At 53.6% G+C, this 12410-nt stretch carries 10 protein-coding genes; 8 read left to right on the top strand and 2 right to left on the bottom strand.

All coding sequences use genetic code 11. The annotated features are described in order from the left end of the window. Positions 1 to 290, bottom strand: a 290-nt coding sequence (locus AB4Y96_RS24010) for a type VI secretion system tube protein Hcp (protein ID WP_441920398.1), incomplete at its 3' end; no start/stop codon positions are given. Between the two features lie 361 nt (positions 291 to 651). Between AB4Y96_RS24010 and AB4Y96_RS24005 the strand changes: the two genes are divergently transcribed. The 3 genes from AB4Y96_RS24005 (at position 652) to AB4Y96_RS23995 (ending at position 5970) form a co-directional block, all read left to right on the top strand. Beyond that, positions 652 to 1269, top strand: a complete 618-nt coding sequence (locus AB4Y96_RS24005) for a zinc-ribbon domain-containing protein (protein WP_441920396.1) — start codon at positions 652 to 654, stop codon at positions 1267 to 1269. Positions 1270 to 1752: 483 nt separating this feature from the next. Continuing rightward, positions 1753 to 2886, top strand: coding sequence for an efflux RND transporter periplasmic adaptor subunit (locus AB4Y96_RS24000; RefSeq protein ID WP_091885644.1), 1134 nt, complete (start codon positions 1753 to 1755; stop codon positions 2884 to 2886). A gap of 9 nt (positions 2887 to 2895) precedes the next feature. Further along, the gene (locus AB4Y96_RS23995) at positions 2896 to 5970 is read left to right on the top strand and encodes an efflux RND transporter permease subunit (RefSeq protein WP_441920393.1); all 3075 of its coding nucleotides are present in this window, start codon (positions 2896 to 2898) and stop codon (positions 5968 to 5970) included. A gap of 36 nt (positions 5971 to 6006) precedes the next feature. Here the strand turns inward: AB4Y96_RS23995 and AB4Y96_RS23990 are convergent, their stop codons facing one another. Next, positions 6007 to 6657, bottom strand: a complete 651-nt coding sequence (locus tag AB4Y96_RS23990; protein ID WP_441920391.1) for a glutathione S-transferase family protein — start codon at positions 6655 to 6657, stop codon at positions 6007 to 6009. A 519-nt stretch (positions 6658 to 7176) separates the two neighbouring features. On the opposite strand from AB4Y96_RS23990, the gene AB4Y96_RS23985 reads away from it, so the two are divergent. From AB4Y96_RS23985 to AB4Y96_RS23965, 5 genes are all read left to right on the top strand, one after another. After that, complete coding sequence (locus AB4Y96_RS23985) at positions 7177 to 8196, top strand: agmatine deiminase family protein (protein ID WP_441920389.1); 1020 nt, start codon at positions 7177 to 7179, stop codon at positions 8194 to 8196. A 215-nt stretch (positions 8197 to 8411) separates the two neighbouring features. Next, the gene (locus AB4Y96_RS23980; protein ID WP_441920387.1) at positions 8412 to 9593 is read left to right on the top strand and encodes an ABC transporter ATP-binding protein; all 1182 of its coding nucleotides are present in this window, start codon (positions 8412 to 8414) and stop codon (positions 9591 to 9593) included. Beyond that, positions 9590 to 10507, top strand: coding sequence for an ABC transporter permease (locus tag AB4Y96_RS23975; RefSeq protein WP_441920386.1), 918 nt, complete (start codon positions 9590 to 9592; stop codon positions 10505 to 10507). The genes AB4Y96_RS23980 and AB4Y96_RS23975 overlap by 4 nt, the downstream gene beginning before the upstream one ends. Positions 10508 to 10510: 3 nt before the next feature. Continuing rightward, a complete protein-coding gene (locus tag AB4Y96_RS23970; RefSeq protein WP_441920384.1) occupies positions 10511 to 11311 on the top strand; it encodes an ABC transporter permease in 801 nt (266 codons plus the stop codon). A 27-nt stretch (positions 11312 to 11338) separates the two neighbouring features. Then, positions 11339 to 12364 (top strand): extracellular solute-binding protein, encoded by a 1026-nt coding sequence (locus AB4Y96_RS23965; RefSeq protein ID WP_441920383.1) that lies wholly within the window; start codon positions 11339 to 11341, stop codon positions 12362 to 12364. Positions 12365 to 12410: the final 46 nt, after the last annotated feature.

Below are 12410 nucleotides of genomic sequence, written 5' to 3'. Positions count from 1 at the left end.
ATATAGGTCTGACCAGGATTGCCCGTTGTAACCAAATGAATGGTTGCAAGCTTTCCTGCGCTGCCGGAAACGGCTTCCTGAAACAACTTCGTTGAAGAAGAATCACTGACCTTGGTCAGGACAACTTCACTGATCGTTGGTTCAGATGCTTCGCGGTTCGCTGCCGAACCAGCCGAAGTGCTCATTCTACGGCCCACGTTAAAATGAATGGCTTCGATATCCATCCACTGTTTATGCGTTTCCTGGGTCGCATCACCCTTGATTCCGTCAATCTGCAAGTAAATCGGCATTGTTGATCTCCTCCAAAGCCTGTGCACCGATATGGTTTGTAGGGGCAATCATTGCTCCCTAGAAATAGCTATCAACAATTTGGTTAGCACGTATTTTCAAAGCATTCTACTCGCCAAGTTAAATCGGTTTGCTTGTCTATGGCGCACCAGACTTTGCCGTTAAAGACCGGGTTAAGCGGAGTGTGTACATTTGCGAATGTGAAATGCGTACAGTTCAACTATGGGGTTATGCTGTGATTATTTATTCTGAGGATGATTTGCGTCTTTCAATGCTTTCCAAGGTAATAGATTGCCAATTGATCATCTGATTTGTTTCATATTACAGTCGTAAAAACAGGTTGTTTTGAGGGTGGGGAAGCCGATGATTATTTGGGGTTCAAAAGGACGAGTAAGAACGGTAGGGGCGGGTAACTTTAATTGTCCTGCTTGCAAAGCGCCGCGTCAGTATGAACACAAAAAAGTTCAACGTTGGTTCACCCTGTATTTTGTCCCCGTATTTCCCACGCAAACCCTTGGCGAGCATATTGCCTGTAACGCTTGTGAAAATACCTACACCACCAAAGTATTGGAGTATGATCCCGCGGTTGAAGAGGCCACCACCAAAGCCTTGGTAGCCGGGCTCTGGCGGACTGCTTTAATAGCGGTGGCTTGTGCATTTGGGCCTGCAAATATGGCGCAGGCCAAAGTTATAAATGAGGGTTTTATAAACGCCTGGAGTGAGCCATCGGAGATCAGTGATATCCTGTCCGATTGTCGTGCAGCACCTTCGACAGGCATGGAGACTAATGAGGTTATGAACCGCATTTCGAGCCTACAGCCCTATCTCAATCATATCGGCAGTGAAAGTTTCTTAACTCTGGCACGAGATGTATTGGAAGCAGGAGCGGGCGATGAAATGGAGCAGAACGATCTTCTGAAGGAAATCGGCTTGAAACTCGATATGACCGAGGCTCACATACGCGGCATTTTGTATAGTTAGATTATTTTTCACATCTCTTTTGCTACGTGATCCATCAGTCTCTGGCAGGTAGCGATATCGTATGCGGGGAGCGAATCCTGTTTTGACCCTCATCTGCTTCGACACCATTGTTACGGTTATTTAAGATTCTTCAATATGGACCGGGCACGGCAATTAAGTTATCGTGAGGACGGTGGAGCTCAATTGTGCTCGATCAGACACGAGGCCTGCCAATGACGTTCAACTGGTCCTGGGCACTGCCGGCTTCAATCGCTACGGAGCCTATGTCATCTTTGGCTGATGTGAGATGTCGCTCTGCTGTGTCTTTCTTTACACGAATATCTGCCTACTCGACCCAGTCAATCCATATACCAATCGATTGCCATGCAAGCGGCGGTTCACTCGCGGCCGCGCCTGCGGGACGACGTTTTCTGCGAGACGCGCCAGTACCAATATCATTCCGATCGGCTACCGGCCCGTGCCTGAAGAGTGGAGTTTGTAGTCATGATAAAACGCATGGTGATCATGCTGATCGTCATAGGCCTGATCCTGGGCGGGATTTTTGGCTTTCAGGCATTCAAAAACCGTATGATCGCGGCGTACCTGGCTAACCTCAAGGCGCCACCACAGACTGTTTCCACAATGACGGCGGCGATGAGCCCATGGCAGACGACCTTGCAATCTGTCGGTAGCTTCAATGCTGTCGAGGGCGCCAGTCTTTCCGCTCAGGTGCAAGGCATCGTACAGGCGATTGGTTTTCAGGACGGGCAGGACGCCAAGAAGGGCGATCTGGTGGTGCAACTGCTTGCTGACCAGCAGATCGCTACGCTGCAACAATACCAAGCGTCCGCAGCCAATGCGCAGATTACCTATGATCGCGACTCCCAGTTGATCAAGACGAGGACTATTCCCCAAAGTCAGGTCGACGGCGATTTGGCAACCCTGAAGGCTGCGCAGGCACAGGCCGCAGCGCAGCAGGCATTGATCGATCAATATTCCATACGCGCGCCTTTCGATGGACGTCTCGGCGTCAAGCTGGTTAGCCTCGGCCAATATCTGGCTGCAGGCACCGCCGTCGTAACCTTGCAGTCGCTCGACCCGATCCAGTTTGATTTCTCGATGCCGCAGCAGGCTCTTTCACAGGTGAAGGTTGGCCAGGCGGTGACCGCAACAGTCGACGCTTATGCCAGTCAAACTTTCTCCGGAAAGATTACGGCAATCAGCCCTCTGGTGGACAGCCAGAGCCGCAATCTCACGCTCCGGGCAAGCTTCGCCAATCCCGATCACAAGCTTTTGCCCGGTATGTTTGGTAATGTATCGGTGGTGGTCGGTGAGCCGCAAAACTATATCGCCCTGCCGCAAACAGCCGTCACCATTAATCCCTATGGCAACGTCGTCTATGTGGTGACCGACAAGGGCAATGGTCCAGATGGTAAGCCGCAATTGGTAGCCGATCAGAAGTTTGTCACCACTGGACTGGCGCGCGGCGATCAGATCGCAGTGACCAAGGGGGTAAGCGCGGGTGAGGTCATAGTGACCTCCGGCCAGCTGAAACTGAGCAATGGTTCGCCGGTAATCATCAATAACGCGGTGCAGCCGTCGAACAATCCCGATGCAGACCCTGCAAACCCTAACTGAGGCGTGGCGATGAATATCACCGACATCTTCATTCGGCGCCCGGTTCTGGCCCTGGTGGTGAGTGCGTTAATTATCGTGATCGGCTACCAGTCGTTCCGCTCCCTGACGGTGCGCCAATACCCCCAAACCCAGAATGCCGTCGTCACGGTGACCACGGTATATTCGGGCGCCGCACCCGACGTCATTGCCGGCTTCATCACCACGCCACTCGAAAACGCCATCGCCCAAGCCAATGGCATCGACTACATGACTTCGACCAGTACCAGTGGTACGTCAGTCATCACCGTGAACCTGCGCTTGAATTATGAGGCGGACGCGGCAATGACGGAAATAAACGCGAAGGTGTCTTCGGTCATCAATCAACTGCCGTCGGGCACGCAGCAACCTACCATGTCAGTTTCCGTCGGCCAGACGATCGATGCGATGTATATCGGTTTCCGCAGCGATGTTCTGGCCAGTAACCAGATCACCGACTATCTGTCGCGCGTGGTCCAACCCAAACTGCAAACAGTCACCGGCGTTCAGACGGCCGAAATCCTCGGCGGCAGAACGTTCGCATTGAGGGCTTGGCTGAAACCCGACAAGCTGGCTGCCTATGGGCTGACAGCTGGCGATGTTCGCACCGCACTTTCTGATAACAACTACATCTCCGGTATCGGCACCACGCGCAGCCAGATGACCCAGACGGTGCTAACCGCGCAGACCGATCTGCATTCGGCCGACGAATTCAATGAAATGGTGGTCAAACAGATTGGCAGTACGATCGTACGCTTGAAGGATGTTGCTACTGTTGCACTCGGGTCGCAGAACCCCGACGTTCAGGTTGGGTTTGATGCGCAGACGGGTGTCTTCATCGGCATCCAGATCGCGCCGACGGCAAATCTGCTCGATGTGATCGCGGGTGTGCGTGCGGTGTTTCCCGGCATTCAGGCGCAGCTGCCACAGGGGCTAGAGGGCTACATCGTCTATGATTCCAGCACCTTCGTTACAACGTCGATTGACGAGGTTGTGAAAAGTCTGGTCGAGGCCCTGGTGATCGTCATCTTCGTGGTGTTCGCGTTTCTCGGCTCGCCGCGCTCGGTCGCTATTCCTATCGTCGCCATACCGCTGTCGCTGGTTGGTACCTTCGCCATGATGCTGGTCTTCGGCTTTTCCATAAACCTTCTGACATTGCTTGCTTTGGTGCTGGCCATCGGCCTTGTGGTCGACGACGCCATCATTGTGGTGGAAAACGTCAACCGTCACATTGAGGAAGGTGCGCCGCCCATGCAGGCGGCGTTGGCTGCCGCGCACGAGTTGGTTGGGCCGATCCTTGCCATGACCGTCGTGCTGATCGCCGTTTATGTGCCGATCGGCTTTCAGGGCGGCCTGACTGGAGCCCTTTTTACAGAATTCGCATTCACCCTGGTCGGCGCTGTCACCGTCTCCATGATCATTGCGCTGACCCTGACGCCGATGATGTGCTCGCGTATTCTGAAGCCGCATCTGACTGACCGCAGTGGTTGGGAGGAGCGTATCTCGGATTTCATCGATCGCCGTTTCTCGGAAATCCATCGGCCCTATGTGCGCATCCTGCATGGCAGTCTGAATACGGTACCGGTGACGCTGCTGTTCGCGGCGATCATCCTCGGCAGCATCTACTTCCTTTATGCCAGCGCCAAGAACGAGCTTGCTCCAAATGAAGATCAGGGCTTCCTTGGTGCGCAGGTGACCAATGCGCCCAATGCAACGCTTGAGCAGAAAGTGCTCAATTCGGATCAGGTCTCCAAGATCTTCCGCAGTTTTCCGGAAACTGACAAGACTCTGCAGGTTGAAGCGCCGGGAACCTCGTTTGAGGGCATGGTGCTTAAGCCATGGGACCAACGCAAAAGGACAGCCAATGACCTGCAGCCACTGGTGCAGGCTGAAATGGCGAAAATCGCCGGAGGTCAAGCGGTGGTTTTCCAGATACCGCCACTGCCCGGTGCCAGTGGCCTGCCTGTACAGTTCGCCATCGGTAGTACAGGAAGCTTCGATCAGCTTAACGATGTGTCCAATACATTTCTGCAGGAAGCACAGAAGTCCGGATTGTTCGTCTTCCTGACAAAGGATCTTAACATCGACAATCCGCAATATTCGATCCAGATCGACCGCAGCAAGGCATCGTCACTTGGCCTGTCCATGAGCAGTGTGGGTGCGGCGCTCGCATCCATGCTGGGCGGTGGCTATGTCAATTATTTCAGCATCGACAACCGCTCCTACCAGGTTATTCCACAGGTGGAGCAGCGGTCACGCCAAACCATTGATCAGATCATGAACTATCCGATTGCAAGCGTGAATGGCGCGAAGATCCCGCTCTCGGCGATAGCAACGGTGAAACTCCAAGCGACCCCGCGCTCGGTCGCGCATTTCCAGCAATTGAACTCTGCCACCATCGCTGGTGTGCCGGCGCCAGGCGTTGCCGTCGGTGACGCTCTGGACACTCTCAAGTCGATTGCGGCACGCACATTGCCACAGGGCTACACGGTCGACTATGGAGGCCAGTCGCGCCAGTTCGTGCAGGAATCCAGTGGTATGGCCACCACGTTCGCCCTCGCGCTGATTATTGTTTTTCTGGCGCTGTCGGCACAGTTCAACAGCTTCCGCGATCCGCTGATCATTCTCGTGTCAGTGCCCATGTCGATTGCAGGTGCGCTCGCCTTCATTAGTCTTGGTATCGGCGGCGCAACGATGAACATCTATACTCAGGTTGGATTGGTCACCCTGATGGGACTGATCAGCAAGCACGGCATTCTCATCGTTGAGGTCGCTAACACGCTGCAAGCATCCGGAAAATCCAAACGCGAGGCGGTCGAAGGTGCATGTGGTATCCGGTTGCGTCCGATTCTGATGACAACCGGCGCTATGGTTCTGGGTGTGGTGCCGCTCATTCTGGCAAGCGGAGCGGGCGCAGCTGCTCGCTTTAACATGGGGTTGGTGATCGCCACCGGACTGGCCATCGGCACATTGTTCACACTCTTCGTGGTGCCTGCGGTTTACATGCTGCTGGCCGAGGACCACCGCAAACAGGATGCATCTGAAGCAGAGCCGGCTCCCGCGCATTGATGCGGGAGGGGCGTGAAGTGCTGGCGGCGTTATTATTCATCCGGTTGATAGGGCGGTGAATACCGTCAGCTGAGCGGCGAAAGCACGCTTGTATGCGGGGCGTGCTTCGCCGCGCGCGACATAGGCTGATAGATTTGAATACTCGTCTAGTATCCCTGATATTCTCAACCTGAGCAGCACATGCACCATCATCAGGTCGCCCGCGCTGAACGGGCCATCAAGCCACTTGGCATTGCCAAGCCGTGCGGAAAGCTCTGCCAACCGCTCACGAATACGATCATCAATGAGGGGCATGCGCTGTGCGCTCCAATTCCTGTCGCCCTCTGCAAACTTGGCAACTTGACGCTCAATAATCGGTGCCTCCACCGTGCCAACAGCAGCAAACATCCAAGCGATTGCGCGTGCCTGGCCATTGGTATCATCAGGCAAGAGGCCCGGATAGCGCTGCGCGATATGGAACACGATTGCTCCAGACTCGAACAGAGCAAGATCGCCTTCTTCATAGGTTGGAATCTGCCCGAACGGATGCAGTGCCAGATGCGCGGGCTCTTTCATCGCCTTGAATGAAACAAGACGGACGTCATAAGGCTGGCCCACTTCCTCAAGGGCCCAGCGGACACGCATGTCACGCGCCAGACCTTGGCCCCTATCGGGCGAGCGTTCGAACGCGGTTATTGTGATAGTCATCGCTGTTCTCCATTGCTTGTCTGTCTTGAAGACGAATGGCTAAACGAAATTCCGACACTTCACGCGAGATAATCTTCTGGGCCAGTTCATGTGCAGGTGATGGCGATTGTCGAAAACGGCAGTAACGCGTTTGGGGTACTAACAACATTGCGCCACCAGCTGTATCTAGCAGGAAATTGTTCGCACGATGTTGACTGGATGTTTATACCAAAGCCAACGCGCTTTTATCGCATTAATACAGAAGCTGAGCCGGAGCTCAGTCAATAGCGGAAGCCCGATAGGCAATACGTATCGCGATATGCTATCAGAAGAAAGATTAGATCGTGTTGCCAAACAACAGCCATCGGTCAGTATTGACGATAGCAGCTCCCGCATTTGTGGACAATTAGATCGGCATAAGTCCGATTCATTCCAATTCTCAGTACACGTAAATCGAGGTCACTCATGATAACCCGCCGCAATATTCTCAAAGCAACATCTGGTATCATGCTTGCCAGTGCAATTGGTAGGAGCGCAACGATGGCATTCGCCGCTGATAGTGATTGGCACATGCCTGATGAGGGTGATCCGCATACGGCGACATGGATGGCATTTGGGCCCAGTGAAGACGTCTGGGGCAAGAAACTCATGCGCGGCGCACAGAACAATCTGGCGTTGATTGCAAAAGCCATTTCTGCCCATGAGCAAGTGAATATGCTCGTGCGCGAAGAGGACCATGAAACAGCGGAGCGCCTGTGTGGTTCTGCGGTTAAATTGTTCGTGCACGAGATTGATGATTTGTGGATGCGCGACACTGGCCCGGTGTTCGTCAAGAACAGCGCAGGCAAACTGGCTGGCGTTGATTTCAACTTTAACGGCTGGGGCAACAAGCAGGAACATGACGGCGACGCTGAAGTGGCGGAGTTCGTCACAGGCAAGGCGAACGTGGAAACGCTGCGCACCAAGCTCATCCTGGAAGGTGGCGGTATCGAAGTGGATGGTAAGGGAACAGCCATTATCACGGAGAGCTGTGTGCTGAACAAGAACCGTAATCCTGATGTCAGCAAGGAACAGTGTGAGGCTGAACTGAGCCGCCTTCTGGGACTCAAGAAGATCATCTGGTTGCCGGGGATTAAAGGTAAAGACATTACGGATGGTCATACGGATTTCTACGCCCGTTTCATCAGTCCCGGTGTGGTTGTTGCCGGACTTGATAATGATCCGTCCTCCTATGATCACGCGGTCACCAAACGGCATCTCGAAATCCTCAAGGATGCCACTGATGGCACTGGGCAGAAGCTCAAGATCATTGTCATACCGGGACCAGGCAACGTGCGCTCTCAATATGAGAACAAGGAGTTCGCTGCGGGTTACATCAATTTCTATCTGTGCAACGGCGCAGTCATCGTGCCCGAATTTGGTGATGCAAAGGCTGATCGTTACTGCCGTGATGCATTGAAAGATGCCTTGCCCAACCGTGAGATCGTTCAGTTGAACATTGATGCGATTGCGGCTGGGGGCGGTGGCATTCACTGCACGACACAGCAACAACCTGCGTAAGTTCTGATACGTCGCTTTCGTTCGTTTTGGCTGAAATCGGGTTTCGGTATCGGTTCGCATGGGAGGATACCGGACCCAACTTGCTCGATTATATGAGGGACAGGACGGCATACCCCAACTGGGTGACTCACGTCGCAGTGAGGTCGGTCGCATACTACTCATGACGCCATCAATAATAATGGGGAAGGCGTCTACTTCGAGGAGGTATGTTCCTGATGGTAATAACCGCTTTCCGTCGTAATACGGTGCTGGGGTCGGATGAACAGGTACGTGTAGAGCGAAGCAGCGGTGAGACCGCACCTGCAACTCAGATTGCAGCCGAGGTAACGGACCTTCAGAAAGTCTACAATCCATCAACACCACACGCTTTTCAGGCACTGAAAAATATCAACCTGACAATTCGCTCCAATGAGTTCTTCACTCTGTTGGGGCCATCAGGGTGTGGGAAAACAACACTTCTGCGCATCCTTGGCGGCTTTGAAGCCATGACCGAGGGAACGTGCCGGATCTTTGGTCAGGATGTGAGTCTGTTGCCGCCCGAGGCTAGGCCGGTGAACACCGTTTTCCAGCAATATGCCCTGTTCCCTCATATGACCGTGCGGCGCAATATTGCTTTTGGGCTGGAAATGCTTGGTCGGCCAAAATCCGAGGTTACCAGCGTCGTTGATAGGATGCTGGCCCTGGTAAGTATGACTGATTATGCGGATCGTAAGCCGGATCATCTCTCGGGTGGTCAGCGTCAGCGCGTTGCATTGGCCCGTGCCTTGGCGCCACAACCTAAATTGCTGCTGCTTGATGAACCGCTTTCCGCGCTTGATTTGAAACTGCGGCAGAAAATGCGGTTGGAGCTGAAAGCACTTCAGCGTGAAACCGGGATCACTTTCATTTTCGTGACCCACGATCAGGAAGAGGCTCTTGCAATGAGTGATCGCGTAGCGGTGCTCAGTGATGGCCGCCTCCAACAGGTCGGTACTCCGGAGGAAATCTACGAACAGCCACAAAGCCGCTTTGTGGCTGATTTCATTGGTGAGTCCAATTTGCTCTGCGCAACGGTCAACCGCATCGAGGGTGTATCGGTCGAGTTTCGACTTGCGGGCCTTGGCTCTGTGAATCTGAATTGCAGTGAGATTCTGCAGGTCGGTCAAGAAGTGACGCTCTCCATACGCCCTGAGCGTATAGCGCTTTCAGCGGTGCGCGGGCAGTGTGGTCTTGGTCCGGCTGTTATTTTTGATCGTACCTATCTTGGCAATGCAGTCGAGTATCATCTGCGTGCGGGTGAGCAAACATTGACCGTGCGTTCGCCGCGCGGAGGGCKGCGTGGCCTTCAGGATTTTGCGCCGGGGGACAGCGTGTTTTTGGGATTTGAGCCAAATGCACCAAAGGTGCTGACAACATGACAGCACAAGCCGAGTTGCGATCCCCATTTCGTGTTTCAAAGCGACTGGCTTTTACTGGTCTTTTGCTGCCTGCAGTCGGCGTCATCGCCATATTCATGATTGCCCCGGTCGCGATTGTGTTTGTCTATTCGTTTCTCGAGCCCGCTCGCTACGGCGGAGTAGTCTGGAATTTCTCGGTTGAGGGATATCTTCAAATCCTGTTCGAACGGGATTTCGTGGACGGAAGTCTTCAATTCTCGGCCGATTATCTGGTGATCCTGTGGCGGTCGGTGTTTCAGGCGGCAATCTGCACTGTCCTCTGCCTCATGATCAGCGTGCCGACGGCTTATTTCATCGCCACACGATCCGAGCGCACGAAGCCGATATGGATCTTTCTGATTACGGTGCCCTATTGGGTGAACCTTTTGATCCGGACGATTGCGCTGCTTTTCATTCTGCGAGACGACGGTCCGCTCAACAAGGTTATCATGATGACCGGGCTCACAACCAGTCCGTTGCCGCTAAGCTATAACAATTTTGCCATAGGCTTGGGGCTGGTCTACAGCTTTTTGCCTTTCATGGTTCTGCCGCTCTATTCGGCATTTGAGCGATTTGATTTCCGATTGCTGGAAGCCGCTTACGATCTTTATGCCTCGCGCCGGGTGGCCTTCTTTAAAATTGTTTTGCCAGTGATGCGCCCCGGTTTGATCGCCGGAAGTCTGCTCGTTTTCATTCCATCGATTGGCTCTTATCTCGCGCCCGATATTCTCGGCGGCGGCAAGACGCTGATGATCGGCAATCTGATCGGGACGCAGTTTCAGGGCGCTCACAATTGGCCCTTCGGCGCTGCACTTTCAATGATCCTGCTTACAGTCACCCTGATTGTACTGATCTGGATGGCGCGGCGCTCCGCGCGCAAGAATACGGGGTACTAAGCGATGGCTAACGCTCGTATGAAAGACATCCGCGCATTTTCCGGCTTTGGTTCAATTGCGGTTGCTGGCGTTCTTTTCCTCTATTTGCCGATCCTTTTTCTCTGTGTCTATTCCTTCAACGATGGACGCTCGGTGAGCCAGTGGAGTGGATTTTCATTCCGTTGGTACATCACAGTATTCGGCAATAGCGGCATCAAGGCTGCCGCCATGAATTCGCTCACCATCGCGACCATAGCCGCATCGGTTTCGACGGTGCTTGCGCTCGGCGCTGCAATGGCCACCGTCAACAGACGGTTTAAAGGTGAGACGCTTGCCTATGCCACACTGACATTTCCGCTGATGGTGCCTGAAATTGTAACAGCAGTCGCATCTCTCGTGTTCTTTGTATCGTTAGGTGTCCGCCTTGGGTTCAGTACAATTCTCATCGCCCATATCGTCTTCTGTATTCCGTTTGCCTACCTGCCGATACGGGCTCGGTTGGAAGGCATGGATGCAACGCTCAACGCTGCGGCCGCCGATCTCTACGCGTCCCCAATCCGGGCGTTCTGGCGCATAACATTGCCACTTCTTGCGCCAGGTCTCGTGTCTGGCTGGTTGCTGGCCTTCATTATCTCGCTTGATGATTTCATCATCACCGCGCTGGTTGCTGGGCCCGGCTCAACCACTCTACCGCTGCATATTTACGGCATGTTGCGGCTGGGCATTACGCCCGAGGTGAACGCCATTTCCACGATGATGCTTGTCGGTTCGATCGTGCTTTTGGCAATCGCGGGTGTCCTTGGGCGCTCCAGCAAGAATTCATGAGCTTCATAAAAAGGGAGAACAAATGCCATGAAATTGAATTCCATTTTACTCACAACGGCAGCAATCGCATGGGCCTCGCCAGCGTTCGCAGCCGGAGATTTGTTCATCTACACCTATGGTGAATACACACCGCCGGATCTGGTGGCCAAATTCGAAAAAGCATTCGACGTCAAGGTCCATGTCGACACGTTCGACTCCATGGAGACTATGCTCGCCAAGCTTCGCGCTGGGGCAGGTGGCTATGACATTGTTGTGGCTGGTGACCCAAACATACAGCTGATGATCGGCGAGAACATGCTCGAAAAGATCGACGTCAATGCGATGCCGAATTACGTCAATGTCGATGAACGCTGGCGGAATGTATATTGGGATAACGGACGTCACTATTCTGCGCCGTGGGCGTGGGGATCGACGAGCTTCATGGTCGACAGCGCGGTTGTCAAAGGCGATATCAACACTCTGGGCGTGCTGTTCAATCCTCCTGCTGAGGTCAAGGGCAGGATCAACATGATGCGCGACGTCAACGAAGTGATCAACATTGCGCTTCGTTATCTGAACCTGCCGCGTTGTAACGAAAACCCTGAAGACATGAAGAAGGTGCTTGAGCTGCTTGAGACACAAAAGCAGTGGGTGAAAAGCTATAATTCGGAGTTCAAGGAACCGCTGGTTTCCGGTGAAGCCGTCGCTTCAATGGCGTGGAATGGTTATGCCATGCGTGCGAGAGATGAAAAGCCGTCGCTTGTCTATGTCTATCCCAAGGAAGGGTTCACCGGTTGGATGGATAATCTGGCCGTCCCCAAAGGCGCACCGGATATTGAGAATGCAAAGACATTCATCAACTTCATGATGAACCCGGAAAATGCGGCGATGGTCAGTACCTATGCCCGCTATTCCAATGGCATCAAGGGTTCCGAAAAATTTGTGGACCCGAAACTGGCAACTGCGCCGGAGTTAGCGCCTCCGGCGGGCACGCCAGCGCCAGAGTTCATTCCGAATTGCAGCCCGGCCTCGACCAAACTTTATGATCGCGTCTGGACCAAGCTGCTGAACTGATCTGACCCACTCTCCGGGGTCATATTGGCCCCGACTTCTGGAGAAA

The organism is Phyllobacterium sp. TAF24 (assembly GCF_052113785.1).
In the GTDB taxonomy this organism is placed as follows: Bacteria; Pseudomonadota; Alphaproteobacteria; order Rhizobiales; family Rhizobiaceae; genus Phyllobacterium.
Note: the sequence above shows the minus strand (reverse complement) of the source record. Positions and strands in the feature narration are given on the sequence as shown.